This window comes from Cellulophaga tyrosinoxydans, from assembly GCF_900176415.1.
GTDB classification, from domain to species: domain Bacteria; phylum Bacteroidota; class Bacteroidia; order Flavobacteriales; family Flavobacteriaceae; genus Cellulophaga; species Cellulophaga tyrosinoxydans.
This window is the reverse complement of record NZ_FWXO01000005.1, coordinates 176,563-195,132: the sequence shown is the minus strand read 5'-3', so window position 1 is coordinate 195,132 and position 18,570 is coordinate 176,563. Positions and strand designations below refer to the sequence as shown.

The following is an 18,570-nucleotide window of genomic DNA, read 5'->3' as shown; positions in this document are numbered from 1 at the left end:
TATTTAATTTATTATAAATGATTTAAACTCTTTATTTAGAGAATTAGCTTGGATAGATACTTTTGCTAAACTGAGTTTTTTCCCATCTCCAATATAAAGGCTTACAGTCTTTTCTCCTTTTATTTCCTCCACTCTTGCAATACCAAAACGACCTTCAAATTTTAAATTTAAATTTTTGTTTACATAACTGGCATGCGATGTATCTTGTGAAATAATAAAATCTGTTATCAAAGCTTTCCCTACTTTGGATACTACTTTTGCACCAACCACTTTTTGTCCATCCATTAAAGGCTCTACACTTTGAACACTTGATTTACTTCCTACTGATGGTTCGAAAATACTTATAAATGGTTTGTCCCATGCCTCACCGTTTTGCCTTATAGCCAACACCTGTGTTTTCTTTTTTAAATAACTATTTTCTGCTTCACGCGAAGGTGGCGCTAGGGCTTTGGTATATTCTCTTTCAATGCCTTTTGGAACAAATAGATGCATATATCTGTTGTCTTCATTGATATGAAATTTGACGTTTACAGCTTCTTGGGTTGGGTTGGTTACTTGCGTATTTTCAAAATAACGCCACCCAGGAGATTGAACAGGGTCTCCAATATCGTTTTGATAACGGTTTGTTTCTTCAAGACTAATTGGTTCATTCTTAATATTTGTAATTATAGTTTCATCACCAATATTATGATAGATATAATCATGAAACTTGTTTTTATCTAAGGATTTTGAACGAAACATATCAAAATAATAGGCTGTTTTTTCACTTGTTCTTATAATACTTAAAGTGCGTTCTTGATCACAATTATTAACCTCGTCTTTTAAAAACTGTGTTGCAAAATTGAAGTTTGTAGAAATAGGATCTTCTAAATGTTTCGGTTCTGAAGCTATGTTAACCGTTGTATTTTGCCAAACATAACTATTGCCTTTCCAAGTGTTTTTGTCTAAACCATGTGATGTGCCGTTAACAATAACCGTATTATTACCAGCATACAATCTAAAATAATTTTCGTGCAATGGAATTTGCCTTTCTTGAACCGAAGGCGGTAAACCGGCATTAGGCCCCATAACATATCCCGCGCCATATAATTCCATAGCAATGCCTGTGACATGTGAATGCACATAATGTGCGCCGCCAATAATGCCGCAAAGTCCGTAGGTTACATTATCCTTTTCAACATAATTACGTTGCAATGCAACACCAGCGTGTTTTACAAGAACCGTTGGCTTATTAAAATTAATGGCTCCCTCTGTTTTTTCAGGAATTGGAATGCCCCAAAACAAATCGAAAGGTTCAAAATTATTAAAAATATGATCATCAAGTTTTGGTTTAAAACCGCCTTTTACATCATATGCTTGTCTTAGTGCTATTTCTGCTTGTTGTTTTAAATTGGTATAACCCCTTCTTTCGGCGATGGCTAGGGTATATTTGTACAAATCTTCAGTACCATCATTATTACGTTTGGAATCTCCAAAACGTACAAATTTGCGATTCGGATATCTTAAATGGTCAAACAAAAAATTACCTTCAAAAATATGTTGATTTTCTTTTGTAACATTCATCTCTGGATAAACCCGGTCTACAATATTCAAAACCAATGTGATGATTGGCATGAAACTATAACTGGTAGATTCTGGCCAAATACCTTGTTCGCCAAACATAGGTAAAATGGTGTTTTTAAAAGAGTTTTGATGAGCTGTACCTGTTTCCCAAAAAATATCAAACAAGCGTTGACGCTCTTTGTCATTTTCAATGCATAAGATACCAAACAATGCTCCTGAAGCCGTCAGAATTGGGTGATTCGAAATGACTTTACCATGTTGATCTGGATTACCATATTCTTGTAATACATTGCCAACAATATTAGACATGGCCTTTTGCGCTTTGGCGTGACTAAAAGCAACGCGTCTTCCTTTGGTTTTGTTATACACAGTCACATTAGGTTTTTGCAAATAGGTATAGATAAAATCATACGTTAATGCAAAAGGGCCATAAGTAGTTCTAGGGTCAAAAAAATCGTAGCCACAAATGGTTGTTGTTTGAGGGGTTAATGGAGCGATATGTTCTATATAAAAAGCTAAAATATCGGCAGCAAATTGGGCATACTTTTCCTCTTGTGTGATGTAATATAGCATCCCCGCTTCAGAGGCGAGCGCCAAAACTTTGTTATGACCAGCCGCAATAGGTCCAGCTTTTTGTTCAGAATTCTCTCGATCGTGCTTTGCAAAAGCAGGAATACTATTTAAAATCCTATTGGGATTTTCTTGATGTGCTTTTAATTCGTCATCTACTTTATTATGTAATTGGTTAACAATACTTTTTGCCCAAACATATTTATCTATTTTATCTAAAATATCAACTCTTTCATCTTCGGTAACCCAAATAACAGGATGCTTTAAAGATTGCGCCTGTATGCTATGAAATAGCATAATATTGCAAAGTATAATAAGGCTTAAAACTATTTTTTTTATTATCATATTCTAAAAAAATATATGTGTGTATTTATAAAAATACTATTGAAAATAATCTATTATTTATCCGCACCAATAACCTCAACAGGTTTACCATCATCACCATTTACTCTTGCTTTTTGATCTACAAAATAGGGCTGAAACGTGTAAGAAGATTCATCATCCCAAATAACATTTACTTTGGGTAACAAACCTTTCATCAATTCTATTTGAGTTTTGTATTTTGGATTGTTAGCTTCATTAGTCCATTCATTCGGGTCTGAACTATGATCGTAAAATTCTTCTGTACCATCTTCATAACGAATATATCTGTATCCATCAACTTTAACGGTGTGGTTGTTCATTCCAAATGTTGTAATCGCATGCGCTTCTTTAAGTCCTTCATCATTTTGCATCAAGGATACTAAACTAGTCCCTTCATTTCTTTCATATGCGGGCAATCCGCTCAATTCCAACAAGGTAGGGTAAATAGAAAGCATTTCAACTGGTGCATTAATCTTTTTACCTTTAGGCAGGTTTGGTGCCGCAAACATTAAAGGTGCTTTTGTAGCAGATTCCCATAGTGCATGTTTTGCGAAGGTTCCTTTTTCACCCAAGCGATATCCATGGTCTGACCATAAAACTATAATGGTATTATCGCCATATTCACTATTCTCTAAGGCATCTAAAACGCGACCTAATTCATTATCTACAAAGCTTATACATGCCAAATACGCTTGTACAATTTTTTTCCATTCGCCACTTTCTATAGCCCATTCTGTAGAAGGCATCATGGGTAAATCGTTAATTTGTAACCCCACATTTGGTATATCATTCAAATCATCTGCTAAATAAGGTGGTGTTTGAATATCTTCTAAAGGATATAAATCGAACCATTTTTGTGGTACATAAAGCGGAACATGAACTCTTAAAAAACCTAAACCCATAAAGAATGGTTTGTCATATTTTCTATGCAAACGATCTACAACCCAATTAACAGATTGATGATCTGGCATTAAAGTATCATTTTCAGGAAAAGCACCCCAATCTGTACTGGTTCTTCCGTGTATTCCTTTGATGCCGTTGCCAAATCCATCCCAAACGAATCTTTTTTCTGGATATGGACCAAAACCTTTTACACGCCCTCCAGATTCATTAAACACACTGTCTGGTGCATGAATATGAAATAACTTTCCTATTCCCATAGTATGATAGCCATTATTCTCAAAATATTCTGGCAAAAATGTAATGTCTTTTGTTGCGGGATTTCCTTCTCGACGAACTTCATTATCATGTGTCATACCATAAATTCCTGTTGTTGATGGTCGTAACCCTGTCATTAATGATGCTCTTGATGGTCCGCACAAGGGTGCTTGACAATGAGCATTACTGAAGGTAACACCCATAGCTGCAAGCCTATCAAAATTAGGGGTTTTAACGTTTGAAAAATTATCAATGGGACCAATCATGTTGTTTAAGTCATCAACCGCAATAAACAACACGTTAGGTTTTGAGACTGCCTCTGTTTGCTCTATAGTTTTCTCCTGCTTGCAAGAAAACAAAACAGCAACCAAGGTAAATATTACAAGATTTCTTTCCATTTATATTATTATTCTGCTCTGAATGCCTTTATTTTTTCTGTCAAATCTTTTACGATTTCTGGATTGCTAGCAGCAATGTTATTTTTTTCAAAAGGATCTTTTTCGATATTGAACAACTGAACCACTTCGCCTTTCTTTCTTACTGGGTCTGGAACGATAATTTTATAAGGAGGAAAAATGGCCATGTTATAAAACATGCTATTTTCTATAGTATCAAAATCATGCGCATATACTTCACCAAAAATTCCTTTACGCTCGGTTATCGCTATGTTGTCTAAAACGCTAACACCTGGCAAATTCGCAGGTTTTTCGATACCTAAAATATCTAACACTGTAGGCACCATATCTATACTACTTGAAATGGTTTGGTTATCCATTTTAGGAATGATTTTCCCTTTCCATTTATACATAATAGGTGTTCTAATTCCTAAATCGTAAGGTGCCCTTTTTGATGTTTTTACGTAAGTATTTTTATTAGGTTCTTGTACCCAACCATTATCGCACACATAAACAAATAAGGTATTTTCTGTTAATCCTTTTTCTTCAAACATATCAAACAATTGCCCGCATGTTTCATCAAACCATTCACACATGGCCCAATATTTTGCTATGTATTCCGTAGGCGCTTTTGATACATATTTATCTAAAAGTCGCTGTGGAGGTGTGTGAGGTTGGTGTGGTAAAAACGGTGCATACCATAAAAAGAATGGTTTCTTTTCTTTTAACGCTAAATTTAAGTAGCTGTTTATAGTATCTAATCCTTTTCGCCCAATCTCTAGTCCAAAATCGCCATGTCTTCCACCTCTTTCTGGATCACCGTGTGTCATCCCATAATCAAAACCACCAACTTTATGGTTTCCATGCCACCATTTACCTGTTTGAAAAGACAAATAACCCTTTTCTTTTAGCATATCTGGAAGCGTAGTTTGCTTTTCAAAAGCCGAAATTATAGGTTTGTATGCTTCCGCTCTATTCTCTTTTCTATTACCGGAACGATCATAAACCTTATCATTTCCTAAAATACCATGGTCTTTTGGATATAGACCAGTAATAATGGTTGCTAAAGACGGTGAACACAAGGGTGTTGGAACATAAGATTGTGTAAAGGTTAAACTTTCGGAAGCGAATTTATCTAATCTTGGGGTTTCTATATGTTCATGTCCCATAAAACTGTAATCGGTCCATGATTGGTCGTCTGATAATATGAAAACGATATTTGGTGGTTGCTCTTCTGACTCGGAATTCGTATCTGTTATTGCTTTGTCATTCTTTGCTTTATTTCCGCAGGAAACAATCATGCTTAACATAACCAACATCATGCAAACATTTTTTAATTTTTCCATTTTTAGTTCTTTAGATTTTATTATTATTCAATTAATGTTATAATTTTTTTTTAGTTCAAAGATTTAACTGCTAATACATTTATCTTCACAGGACCTAATAACCCAGATGGTAACAAGTCATCATTTTTATTCCAATGTTTCCAAGATGGGAACGTTGTTCTATTTGAAGGACGCTGCGTATTATTTAGCAACCAATCTGGCAAGCTTTTCATTTTTTCTCCGTTGCGTTCAAAGTCTAACAAAAAATTCTCATCACCAATTAATCGGTTTACCCATAGATTGGTGATTTTAATTTTTAGATTATTTCTACCTTTTTTTACATAATCATCAATATTGATTCTAAAAGGTGTTTTCCAAAGTGTTGCTACTTTTTGGTCATTTACAATAACTTCTGCAATAATTGCTACACTTCCTAAATCTAACTCTAAAGCATATTCTTTAGATACGTGCTTTTTTGCCAAATTGAAAGTATTCTCATAAACAGCTGTTCCTGAAAAATGACGAATTTCTTCTTCTGAAGCTTCAGACCATGAGTTCAATGTCTTGTATGTTTTCTTTGTTAAAGTTCCATTTTTTAAAGGGAAAGTCACTTCCCAATTTTCAGAAAGCACTAATGGTTTTGGGACTATTACTTTAACATTTTTTGAAGTTCCTACATTCGTTTCATAAGACAAGGCTCCGGAAAAAGGAGTTTTCCAAATTGTATTTCCTTTTTCTATATAAATTTCTGAGGAAGAAATAGATGTATCCAGATTTAAAAATTCTCCTTCAGAAACAATTGAAGTTCTTGTGTTCCCATCTGTTTCAAAGGTAATTTTCAAGAAATTATTTTCGTTTTTCAGAGGTTTTCCTTCAACTAAATCATCTGAAATTTTGATATTATAAATTTCAGAAGCCACCTGTTTTTTAATCTTTTCAGTAACATCAAACGCTTCAAAGTTTTTAGGTACACCCGTGGTTTCAGGTTTAAATTTACCAAATATTGCCGAAATTATTTTGAGTTCTTTATTCCCTGCATCAATCGTAATAAACTCTCTTTCTTCTGCGTGAATGTATTTGATTTCATCACCAATTTGATATGCTAATCGGAATTCTTTTACATAGCCCATAGCTGGGTCACAATCGCAAAAACCTCTAGACATTTGAAAATTTAACTTTCCATTATGTACTTCTTTAACTACTTTATCTGTTATATCTATTAAACCTTCTTGCAAGAAATTTCCATATTCAGCTTTTAATATTTTTAAATTGGATAAGGGAACTGCTTGGGGTTTTTCTAAGCTCATATTCGCTTTTACAATATGACTTTCGCTTGCTAAATTCTCTCTAAAAACAACAAAAACAGAAGCTTCACTATCTAAAGTTAACGGAATGCTAGTTGTGCCGTCGGCATTTGTTTGCCAAACCGCTAATTCTTTAATTTCTCCCGTTTCCGAATTCCACAATTCAGGTTGTTTGTTTAATATTCTAAAACGAGCTGTAAAAGTGATGCTTTCTTTTTTTGCATTGGCTATAAAATAAATAGCTGCATTTGCTGTTTTTCTATGGATAAAACTGATGTCCGCTGCATTTCCTTCTTCAATAGAAAAATCTGGAGAAATCTTATTATTATTTAGGAAGTCTTCTACAGAAATATCTTGTATGAGATTGCTACCCCAAAGCGTTTGGGCTGTGGTTTTAATATAAGCATCATTTTGCGGATAATTGGTTAAACTTGGCGATTGAGTTGGTTTTGCTCCAATCACTTTTGCGCCTTTATCAACCAAAGAGGCTATTATTTTTAAGGTTTCAGCTGTTATCCAATCGCTTTTTGGTAGTAATAATACTTCATAAACAACACCAAATTTTGTTAGGATTTTTCCGTCCTTCACACTTAATTCCGCCAATTTATTCGCACCAATTAAATCGTAATCATACCCCGATTTTTTAAGTTCTGGCAATAAAAAAGCGGTATTTGGAGAAGAATCTCCCGTGAAAAATAACACATCTGCCACATTATTTCCTTGCTGCAATAAGTATTGTGATTTGGCAATATAATCTAAATACGATTTACTTTGTGTCCACCAGGTATTTAAACGATTAAAATCAAAACCGTGGTAACTTAACGCCAAGCCAGGAGCAATATCCCAAGGTTGATGCACATAGGTATGAAAAATAAAACGTGTAATACCTTCTGCCCAAGCTTTGTCTCCAATAGATTTTATAGTTGCAGGATGTTTATCCCAACCACCAATTCCGGTAAAAGACTCTGCACCTACAATTTTACTTCCATTTAAATGCGCAATGGATGATACAAATTTAGAAGAATCAAAAAATGGATAACCTCCACTCCAAAACTCACACATTACAATATCTCCTTTGGCACCTACTTGCATATTATCAAAAGGTCCCCAATACGGTTCTACAGAAAATTTTAAGTTGTTTTTATGACACAATTCTGCAAAATGGCCATAATAATTTTCAGCAATTAAATCGCCAATGGTTCTTCTAAAATCCCATTGAAAACGTTCTGTAATTTCGCCACTATCTACATAATACCCTGCAAATGTTGGCAAATAAGATAGTAAACTATAGCCTCTTAATTTTTGGAATTCATGTTCAAAACCAGCTGTCCAGTTTTGCGAACCAACCTCATAACTATCAATTAAACAATTATTAACCGTAGTGCCTACTAAATCGCCTAATTTGTTTAAAATAGGTTGAATTCCAGCATTCCAATAATTATCTAAAGCGGTTTTAGACATTTTATCGACCTCTAAACCTTGACCACCAGCTGGTGCAGGTCTATTTTTTGCGCCGTTTGCAGTATGACCAATTCGTAAAATAATCCATTCACCTTCTGGCACATTCCATTCTAAAACACCTTCACTAGAAAACTTAGAAGTGATATTAATAATGCTTTCTTTTTTTACAATGGCAGCTTCAGAAATTTCTTTAGTATCTGGCAATAAATGATTTCTAATTCTATTTGATAAAATCTTATAATCTAAACCATCAATTTTTAAAGAATCTTTTGGTTTTGGAAACGCTAAAACAGCAATATCTTTATAAAAATCAAACTTTGTTACAGGTTTGGGTAATTCGCTATGAAATTTGTTTCCACCTTTAACAGTTAGCTCACTAAAAACGACCGTTTGCATCGCATTTTCAGGGGTTACCAAAGGTCCTCCAGAAGAAGACCAACCAGGACCATTATGAAATGTCAATTCTAAGCCCAATCGTTTAGCTTCTTGAGCTGCAAAATGAAATAAATCTAACCACTCCTCGCTTAAATATTCTACAGGACCTTCTGGGAAACCTAAATGCACATTAAACAATTGCGCTTCTTGAATGCCCACTTGTTTCATGGCTTCTAAATCTTTTGTTATACCAGATCTAGATACGTTTCCACTAATCCAGTGCCACCATGTTCGAGCTTTTGCTTCGTTTGGGGGAGATACAAATTGATTTTCAAGCGTAGAAGCCTGGTTTTGGGCTGAAATTTCTAGAGAAAACAAACACAATAGGATTATAACTATTTTTTTCATAACTATTAAATTCAATAATTAAAAGCTTTTTCTTCCTCTAATTGAACTGCTGAAGCGCTTTATCAAAAGTCTTGTCATTAAATATTTCACAAGCATATTTCAAATCTGATATTAATTTTTCTTCAGAATGTTTTCTATCCTCAATTTGCTGGTGTTCCCATTTTTTTTCGTTCATTAAGTAAGGCAGCATATATTGATATCCTTTTTTTATACTTCTACCATCTTCCGATGCCAGATCCCAAAGATTTACACCAACTTTTTGACCCAAGCGCGCTAATTCCAAAAACCCATGTAAATTCATTGTAGAATAGGAAAATGATTTTGTTCTAGCTAATTCGAGTGGTTGACTGCCATCTGGCTCTATTTGACTAAAAATTCTATCTTTTGTTATTGTTGAGAGGTATTCTTTAACTTCTTCAATCTTATTTAAGTAGACCAAAATACTAAGTAGTTGAACATCATAATAGGTACCATGATTATTATCCCTGGTTGCCTCTTCCTTACCTAATTCACTGTTTTTTAACCAATTACTATATTGAGTAAACCAAATAAACATGCCTTCTTCTGTTTTTTTATCCAAAACATCTCTATCTTTCGCTAACTCTAGAAATTTTATTACTTCTATAATTCTTACAAATTCAATGATACCAAAACACCTACCCTCTGATTGTCCAGGAATGTACTGACCATAGCTAACATTAGCATTCATTTTGGTATCATCATTTAAAAACCATGTAGTAATTAACTCTAAATTTTTATCTACATATTTCTTTTCTCCACTATAATAATAGGCATTACTTAAAGTTTTTATAGTTTCAATAAAGTTTTCAATTGCTATAAAATCTGTGAAATTATTTCGCGCTTCAGGATTTATTTCTCCGTCTTTTCTAATATAAGGCAAGCCATCAGAAGTTTCTGGATTCGGCCACCAATAAGGTCCAATACTCATATAATCATGTTTGCTTCCACTAGGTGGAACACTAACTTTATTGACTACTGAAAACCCTTCAATTTTTAATAATTGGTTCGCTTTCTTTATTAATTTATTATAACCCTCTAGTGCCTTGTAGTCAAGATTTTTGATTAATATGCGTTGTTCTTCTAATACTTTATAATCTATAATACTTACTTTTTCACTGTTATTCTGTGCCCAAAGATTACTGTAGGCACCAATTAAAAGAACAGCTACAATATTTTTATAAAATGTTAATTTATTTCTCATAAAGCTATCATTAATCCACAAACATTTCATCAATGAAAGGCCCGCTTTCACCAGTTGTTTCTAGCCTAATGCTATTGGCACCCGACTTAAACACTACGATTGTATTTACAAATCCCCAATTTTGAATCCATCCGCCAGTAGCCTTAAATTCAAAGGTCTTGACGTAGGTATCATTTACAAATAATTTCATTGGATATTGCTTAACCCTATCATTATGCATATATCTAAATCGGATACTAAAATCGCCCGCTTCACCATCGTTTTCTTGATAAAAAGTGATGCTCCCTTCTTTATTATCAAATTTTACAAAACCAGTTCCTTTAAAATGTTGCGCATCGTTACTGGCTTGTGCCCCACCTGTTAAAATGGCTTCTTCTGCGGAAATATTAACACCACGACCTTTCCACGTATCTGCTGAATGTTCATCGCCCCAAAAAAGGCCTTCGTTTGAACCAAAAGTTTCCTCCATGGTTAATACCAATTTCCCATTCTGTTTTACTATGGCTTTAACTGTGATATTGTCTTTTACTTCGAAAGGTTTCGTATAAATTACACCTTCATTTAAGGGGTCAGCTCCATTAGTAGTGTATAAAATTTCGAAATTCGATTTTAAAGTTTTGCCAATCATGGCTATTTCTTTTACATCAATTGTAATTTCATTGGAAAGAAATAAAGCTTTGTCTCCTAAAATGGAAGCTGTGATAACCGATGCTTTTTTGGCATTGTCCTTTTCTCTTAAAAACAGGCGTCCTTTCCCAAAAAATAAGGCTCTAAAATCAGATTTTGTGCGACTAATGGAATCGATTGGATTTCCATTTTCCATGGAAACTTTCTCCAAATCACCTGTAATGGCATAATAGACTCTGCTCTCTCCATAAGGATACGGCGTGTTGTTGGTGTCATAAGCTTCAGAAGTTAAAATGTAACTTGCATTAAACCCATCTTCAGCATCCAACTTTGTAAGACTATTTTTTAGTTGTGAAGGTACTTTACTAGTTACCATAGCAGTTCTTTTTACTTCCTTCCCATTTTTATATGCTACGGCCTCTAACTTTCCTTCTTCGTAAGGTACCATCCATTCGCATTGCATCTCGTTCCAAACGGTACCGGGTTTGTCTTTACCTAACGATTTTCCGTTTAAAAAAAATTCAACTTCATCGGCATTTGAATAAACCCAAACTGGAATAACGGTTCCTTTTTTCATTCGAGGATGCGTCCAATGTGGTAAGATATGCACCATGGGTTCTTTGGTCCATTGACTTTGATAGAAGTAGTACAAATCTTTTTCAAAACCCGCAACGTCTAGCGCACCACCCATAAACAAATTAAAAGGAAGTCCGCCATGAACCAATCCTGCCTCGCCATAATAATCGAAACCCGTCCAACGAAAATGTCCACTATGCCAAGGCGTATCGCGCATCACTTCCCAATTTTTTCTAGCTGAAATTCTTACCGTGGCATTATCATACGATGAATTAAAACGCTGTTTTCTGTTTTTCCATTTTTTAGGATCTAAACCTTCATAAAAAAAGATTTCTTTTTCGGTTAAATTGGGTAATTCAAAAGTACCTGGTAATTCGTTATCGCGCCACCAAGTATGTGTTCTGTAATAACCTCTTGTTTGCCAAGTATGTGGTGCTTCGGTTGAAACAAAAGGCTTATCAAAACGAGCCGATTCTATAAACGATTGGGTTTCTGAACCACCATTAATGCCTGTAATTTCCATATCCTCAGGATTACCAGCTCCTGAAGAAAATAATCGTGTTGAGTCTAAACTTTTACCAAATTTCACTAACTCAGGTGCAATGTCGCCGTGTGTTTCATTACCCAAACTCCAAATAAAAACACTTGGATGGTTGCGGTCTCTGGTAATCCATTCTTGCATATCGCGTTGCCACCACACATCAAAAGCTTGTTTTCCGTAATCTTCGGGTGCTTTTTTGTGCCACCCATCAAAAATTTCATCCATAACCAACAACCCAATTTCATCACAGATATCATAAAATATAGGTGGCGTTGGATTGTGCGACGGACGAATGGCATTGATGCCCATATCTTTTAATAATTGCAATTTCCAGCGTAGCATAGGTTTAGTCCATGCGCCTCCAACAGGGCCACCTTCCCAATGTTCACAAACGCCCTTTAATTTAACATTTTCGCCATTCAACCAAAAGCCTGTTTCGGTTTTCCATGCTACAGTTCTAAAACCAAAAATGGTTTCTACTTCGTCTAATACCTGCTTATTTTTTATAATTTGAGTGCGTAATTTGTACAACACAGGTGTTTCAGGACTCCATAAAATAGGATTTTCTATTTGAAGACTTATGGTACTTTTCGTTTCGTTTATGTTTTGAGAGGTTGTTTTTAAAACCGTTCCTTCAGAAGATAATACACTGACTTTACATTCCAGATTTTCTGAAATATTTACATAATCAACATTAACTTGCACAGTAGCTTGAGACGGTTCAATTTCTGGCGTTCTAATAAACACCCCATTGGGCGCAATATGTGATTTATTCACTTCAATTAAACTAACGGGCGCATAAATACCACAAGGATGATACCAACGAGCAGAAGGTTCTAAAGAGTTATCAACTCTTACTGCAATGGTATTTATACCAGCTTTTAAATGCTTTGATATATCGTAGCGAAAACTAATATAACCATAAGGTCTTTTACCTAAATAATGACCATTCACCCACACCTCACTATTCATATACACACCATCAAAATTAACGTAGGTGGTTTTAAAAAGACTTTCTTTTTTCACATTGAATTGTTTACGGTACCAGCCAATACCACCATCGTGATAACCGCCACCTTGACCTTGATCGCCACCGTCTCTAACGCCTTTTTCGAACGACCAATCGTGTGGGATATTTAGGGTTTGCCATTTAGAGTCATCAAAATTTCCTCGAGAAAATGATAAATTATCTTCTAAAACGAAATTCCAGTTATTGTTAAAATTGGTTTCAATGCGTTGACCATAAACTGCAGATATGAATGCAAAAAAACATCCAATTGTTACTATTTTTTGGTTTAGTTTAAGCATGTTCTAAGACTTAAATTTTAATTTTCATAGCTAGCTTTTAATTGATGTTTCCCTGATGTTACTTCAACTTTCACATATTTGTCGTCTTCTTGAATTCCTATAACTTCTTTGTTCTTTTTAGCTTTTCCTTTTTGCCAAATTATGGTGCCGTTCAGAGAAATTCCGTTTATCTTTTTATCGTTTTTTGGAATTCCAAGAATGGCTTTTGTGTCCTTAGGGGCATTCAAATTCAAACTAAAGGTTTTATCATCTTTTTTCATTTCTACCTTAATGTCCCCTTTTACAGTAGGTACAATTTCGTTTAAAAAAGTTAGATGCACTAAGTTTGGCATTACCTCAAATGTATCCCATCTCGGTTCTAAAGGTTGAATTCCTGCAATGTGTTTGGATAAGATTGTATTGGGGGCATTCCAAGCGTGGTTATAGCTACCTCCTTTTGGAAACATTTCAAACAAAGTGGTTAAACTTTTATTCTCCATTTGAGGTTGGTATTGAACTTTCATTCTATCAAGTGCCGCTTCGTAATTCCCTGCCACACACATGGCCTCTTCAACCATCCATTCAAAATGAGGGCTGCTAAAACGATTTGGAATTAAAACATTCTCTATAATTTTATTGTAATTTTTAGGATCTGCAAGACCTGATAAAATAGCTATACCATTGGCCCTATCGTCCTTTAATTTTGATGCATCAGAACTATAAAAACCACCTATCCAAAATACTTTATCATAATTTGCTTTAATGGAATTTATACGATAGTTATACCAATCAATATCTTCTAATTTTCCCAACAACATAGCAATTTCTTTAGCCTTTACAAGTGCCATATAATAAAATGCAGCCTGAATTGGCTCTGTGTCAACTGTTTCTTTCACGCCCCAATCGACCCAATCCCAGGCATCTGGGCTTTGTTTGTTTCGGTATTTTGGTAAACCATTGGCTCCCATTTCAAATAAAGAGAGGTATGTTTTTACATAAGGGTATGCCTTTGCAATAGTTTCCTTATCTCCTGTATTAATGTAATATAAACCTAAGGTTTGAGAGATAAATTGGAGACTTTGCCCTACCAATTCTCTGTTTCTTAGTGGACCTAATGCTCCAAGAACACCTTCTTCACTAAAATTAATAGTAGTGAAAATTGATTTTTTTAATAGTTGGTGTCCTGTTTGATCCATAGTATAAAAAAGATAGCCTGCCTGGTCTGCAATATCACCTATCCAATGGGCGCGTTCTCTGTCTGGACAATCCATAAAATTGTCTCTTGCACATACAAATAAGGTGTTTTTGCCCATATCCCAAATGCGTTGGTAAAAAGGATCACTAGCCTCAAAATTTCCTGCCATTTGTCCTACACTCATCCAACGGTATTTTAATGCTTTTACAATAACGCCTTCTGGTATTGTGTACTTTACTTGATGCCCATTCATCCATGAAAAACTTTCAAATTGTTGTTCACCTTCTTTGGTTGTATATTCAGCATTTATTTTATTTAATCGGTTGTCTGTAGTGATTTCAATGACTTGTCCTTCTGTAGACTCTATTTCTAGATAAGGTGTAATTTGCATATTAAAAGGTAAATTGCAAATAATTGTTTCGCCTTTACTTACATATGGTAAGTTTAATTCCTTATTGTTTACGTAATCTTTTAGTTCATGGTTAATTAATCTTGGCACATAATTTTCTTCCAATCCATACCATGGGGCATCTCCTGCATTTGCCAAAACTGTAGCAGGACTCCAATTACTGTCGTTAAAATTTTGCAGATACCAAGCACTTTGAGTCCAATCCTTCAAATCATTATTGGCACTATATTTTACATTGAATTGTACAAGTGATTTACTTGCGACACAGTTTTCTGTAGCATAACCAGGGTGTGAACTTGATTTCCAACTAGCATCTGAAACTATGGTTTCACTTCCTATTTTAGCATTAAATAATAAGCCCGCTTTACCACTATCGATATGAGTTCCTTTATAAGTCTCTCTACCCCAATACCATACTAAAACCGCAATGGTATTCTTTCCTTTTTTTAGATACGGTTTAATATCAATAGTTTCGTACCAAGAATTTGCAGGTGTGATACTATCCTTTCTTATCCAATTACCTGTTTGACTTGGTCCTCTAGAAACTCCACCTTCAAAAACAACCATTTCGTCATTTATCCAAAGCCAAAATTTGCTATCAACTGAAATGCCAGCAATAGCTTCATTGAAAGAGACGTTTTCTAATTGAATATTTTTTCTAAATACAGACCAGTTATTTTCTGAACTTTGTTCTGAACTCCAAATCCATTTTGAGTTACCCCAATCTACCGACTGAGCAGAACAATTAAAACTTTGAGCTATTATTAAAAATTTAATCAATACTGTTTTTAGAACTATATTATGTTTCATTTATTTTTTTCTAGGTTGATCATTTTGTAAAAATGGTTTGCCATTTTTAGGGAATTGGGTTTCTAAAAGTGATTTCATTCTTTTTTCTACTAATGCATATTTCAAATTTCCAGACAGATTTACAAAAGATAACAGACTATTTTTATGTTCATACAATTCTGCTTGAATAACTTCGTGTGTTTTTGCGTCGCGCCATTCTGTGTAACGCCATTCCCCATCCGTTGAAGTACATCCCATGATTTTATTTCCTCTAGGATAAACACTTGTGGCGATCTCGTCCCATTTTATTTTTGGATTATCTAAAACTGGAATTAAACTTTTACCGTCAGATTTTGGGCCTTTTAAGTTGCATACATCTACCAAAGTTGAAAAAATATCTACATTTTCAACAAGCGCATCAGAAGTAACTCCAGCCAATCTAGATTCATATTTGGTTTCTCTGCTGATAATTAACGGAACTCTTACATCAATTTCTACATTAGAATGCTTATTCCAAGCTCCATATTCACCAATTTTATACCCGTGGTCACTCATAAAAATAACCATGGTGCTTTTACGTAAGTCTAACGCTTCAAGTGTTTGCATCACTTTACCAACCTGCGCATCGATGTAACTCACGCAAGCGTGATAACCCTGAATTAAAGTTTTGGTTAAATCATCATCTAAATCGCCCTCGGCAGGAATGCCATAATAGCCTCGTAATTCGCCCCAATTGGTTAATGCCAATTTATACATGTCTTTTGGCTTTCCTCTTGATGGCACTTCAAAATCGTTTTTATTGTGCAAGTCCCAATACTTTTTTGGTGCACTAAAAGGTAAATGCGGTTTACTTAAACCTACAAACATTAAAAATTTATCATCTTTAACTTTGTGCAAGGTTTCGATTGCATTTTTTGCAACCCGACCATCTTTGTATGCTTCGTCTTCCACATCGGCATCTTCAAAAGCAGGCCCATTAAGATTTTTATTACCTTCTTTTTTAAGTTTTTCTAACAATGTTATGTTCTCTGGTTTTAAATAACTATTGCCATCTTTTTCAAATTGGGTAGTCCAGCTTTCTTTATCATCAAATGAATGATGATAAACCTTTCCTAAACTTATCGTTTTGTATCCGTTTTCTTTAAAAAGTTGTGGCATGGTAACCACATCTTTATGCACTTTACGCAGCGGTGTAAATATGCTATAAATACCAAGTGTTTCTGGGCGCAAACCAGTCAAGGTACTCATTCTTGACGGTGCACAAATTGCTTGTTGAACATAAGCCTTATTAAACATAACGCCTTCTGAAGCCAATTTATCGATGTTGGGCGTAATGGCTGTTTTACTACCGTAGCAACCTAATTCTGCTCGTAAATCATCTACATAAAACACCAATACATTGGGTTGATTCTTTGTTTTGTTTGTTTTTAGTTTCTGAGCGTTGCTTAATAAAAAACCAAATAGGATGAAAATTATGTGAATGTATTTTTTCATTTAATAATAATTATTCTTGTTGAATTAATTTTGGTGACTGTACTATACCTTTCCCTTCAGCCCAACTTTTAAAATCAATGGCTCTGCCCTGCTCACCAAAAGAATAATTCCATTTTTTCATGTAATATTCTTGTGGTTTAAAGGGGTCATTAATTTTCTTTAGCTCCTTGTTTAATTGCGAATCTAATTGATTCTGAAGTTTTTTAAATTCGGGTTTATTTAATAAATTATTCATTTGATAAGGGTCATTTACATTATCAAATAGCATACTAGCCCCCTGTTGCGTTCTGGCATAGGTATATTGCTTTGTTCTAATAGCTCTATATGCCTTATCATTAAAATTATTTGCAAAAGGACGTACATTCATAACCAATGCGGCACGATCCGCATTCGGATCTGGACTCTTTATTAATTCTGAAAGGTTCTCCCCTTCTATCGTAATAGGAATCTCAATATTTGCTAATCCTAATAAAGATGGTAATATATCAGGAGTTGTAATTGGAGCATTAATAGTTGTCCCTTTGTTTTTACCAATGCCAGGGTAACTAATTAAAAAAGGGACTCTTATTGATTCATCCCAAGCTAACTGTTTGGTGAATGGTTTCACATCATGACCGCCCATCATTTCTCCATGATCCGAAGAAAAGACGATAATGGTGTTATCTGATAAATTAAGTGCTTTTATCTTATCCAATAGCGTTCCAATCGCTTCATCGGTTGCAGTACAATGCGCGTAATAACCTTGTGATTCTTGTAAAGCTTGGCCCTTCCATTGCGCTGATACATTTGGCGCTAATTTAATATTTTCAATAGGATACACATCTTTATATTTTTGAGGTGCACTGTTGTGAGGATAATGTGGTGTTGCTAATGAAACTACCATTAAAAATGGGTTTGAGTCTTTTGCATGAGTACTTATATATTCATTAACATCTTTTACTATTGCAAACGGTGAATAGCCCTCCCAATACTTTTTTTCAGAATCGTTATTTGCATAATAATGTTCTTTCTCATAATTATGATCGCATTCCGCACCTTTCCAATAATCAAAACCTTGTCGCCTTTCTGGTGCTACATTATTTTCTCTACCATGTCCGTCTAAATGCCATTTACCCCAATAGGCAGTACTATAACCTTCTGCTTTAAAGATTTCAGCCATACATAATTCTTCACTTGGCAAGTAAATATCGTTTAAAAACATGCCTGTAGTAGTTGGAAAACGGCCTGTTAATAAAGCTGCTCTATGAGGTGTGCATACAGGGGTTACCGATACGGCGTTAGTAAAATTTACAGAAGTTTTTGCGAGAGCATCTAGATTAGGTGTTTTCACATTTGGATCTCCTGCGTAGCCTAAAGCTGAACCTCTCCATTGATCCGTCAATATGTAAACAATATTAGGTTTTTTAGGATGGCTTGTTTTTACATTCTTTGCTATTTGTCCGCAACTTAGTTGCATCAAAAGCAAAAAAGATATTGAGATGATTATAGTTTTTATTTTCATGGGATAC

9 protein-coding genes are annotated in these 18,570 nt (G+C 34.7%); all 9 read right to left on the bottom strand.

Annotated features, from left to right (window positions below; translation table 11 throughout):
* Window positions 1-3: 3 nt before the first annotated feature.
* Window positions 4-2,430 (bottom strand): endo-acting ulvan lysase-like protein, encoded by a 2,427-nt coding sequence (locus tag B8963_RS13940; RefSeq protein WP_084062467.1) that lies wholly within the window; start codon window positions 2,428-2,430, stop codon window positions 4-6.
* A gap of 101 nt (window positions 2,431-2,531) precedes the next feature.
* Window positions 2,532-4,052 carry a sulfatase gene (locus B8963_RS13935; protein WP_084062465.1) on the bottom strand — a complete coding sequence of 507 codons (1,521 nt, stop codon included), beginning with the start codon at window positions 4,050-4,052 and terminating at the stop codon, window positions 2,532-2,534.
* A gap of 8 nt (window positions 4,053-4,060) precedes the next feature.
* Entirely contained in the window at window positions 4,061-5,395 is a 1,335-nt protein-coding gene (locus tag B8963_RS13930; protein ID WP_084062462.1) for a sulfatase-like hydrolase/transferase, read from the bottom strand.
* A gap of 50 nt (window positions 5,396-5,445) precedes the next feature.
* A complete protein-coding gene (locus B8963_RS13925) occupies window positions 5,446-8,922 on the bottom strand; it encodes a glycosyl hydrolase (RefSeq protein WP_084062459.1) in 3,477 nt (1,158 codons plus the stop codon).
* Window positions 8,923-8,959: 37 nt separating this feature from the next.
* Window positions 8,960-10,144: an alginate lyase family protein gene (locus B8963_RS13920; protein ID WP_159447302.1), complete on the bottom strand. Its 1,185-nt coding sequence runs from the start codon at window positions 10,142-10,144 to the stop codon at window positions 8,960-8,962.
* A 10-nt stretch (window positions 10,145-10,154) separates the two neighbouring features.
* A complete protein-coding gene (locus tag B8963_RS13915) occupies window positions 10,155-13,196 on the bottom strand; it encodes a glycoside hydrolase family 2 TIM barrel-domain containing protein (RefSeq protein WP_084062454.1) in 3,042 nt (1,013 codons plus the stop codon).
* Between the two features lie 17 nt (window positions 13,197-13,213).
* Complete coding sequence (locus tag B8963_RS13910) at window positions 13,214-15,589, bottom strand: alpha-L-rhamnosidase-related protein (protein WP_084062452.1); 2,376 nt, start codon at window positions 15,587-15,589, stop codon at window positions 13,214-13,216.
* Window positions 15,590-17,062, bottom strand: coding sequence for a sulfatase (locus B8963_RS13905; protein WP_084062448.1), 1,473 nt, complete (start codon window positions 17,060-17,062; stop codon window positions 15,590-15,592).
* 10 nt (window positions 17,063-17,072) lie between these two features.
* Entirely contained in the window at window positions 17,073-18,563 is a 1,491-nt protein-coding gene (locus B8963_RS13900; protein ID WP_159447301.1) for a sulfatase family protein, read from the bottom strand.
* Window positions 18,564-18,570: the final 7 nt, after the last annotated feature.

What these genes read in the sequence shown, in the direction of transcription:
- B8963_RS13910 (WP_084062452.1), bottom strand. Translation starts at nt 15,589, where the DNA reads ATGAAACATAATATAGTTCTAAAAACAGTATTGATTAAATTTTTAATA.
- B8963_RS13925 (WP_084062459.1), bottom strand. Translation starts at nt 8,922, where the DNA reads ATGAAAAAAATAGTTATAATCCTATTGTGTTTGTTTTCTCTAGAAATT.
- B8963_RS13905 (WP_084062448.1), bottom strand. Translation starts at nt 17,062, where the DNA reads ATGAAAAAATACATTCACATAATTTTCATCCTATTTGGTTTTTTATTA.
- B8963_RS13930 (WP_084062462.1), bottom strand. Translation starts at nt 5,395, where the DNA reads ATGGAAAAATTAAAAAATGTTTGCATGATGTTGGTTATGTTAAGCATG.
- B8963_RS13900 (WP_159447301.1), bottom strand. Translation starts at nt 18,563, where the DNA reads ATGAAAATAAAAACTATAATCATCTCAATATCTTTTTTGCTTTTGATG.
- B8963_RS13920 (WP_159447302.1), bottom strand. Translation starts at nt 10,144, where the DNA reads ATGAGAAATAAATTAACATTTTATAAAAATATTGTAGCTGTTCTTTTA.
- B8963_RS13940 (WP_084062467.1), bottom strand. Translation starts at nt 2,430, where the DNA reads ATGCTATTTCATAGCATACAGGCGCAATCTTTAAAGCATCCTGTTATT.
- B8963_RS13935 (WP_084062465.1), bottom strand. Translation starts at nt 4,052, where the DNA reads ATGGAAAGAAATCTTGTAATATTTACCTTGGTTGCTGTTTTGTTTTCT.
- B8963_RS13915 (WP_084062454.1), bottom strand. Translation starts at nt 13,196, where the DNA reads ATGCTTAAACTAAACCAAAAAATAGTAACAATTGGATGTTTTTTTGCA.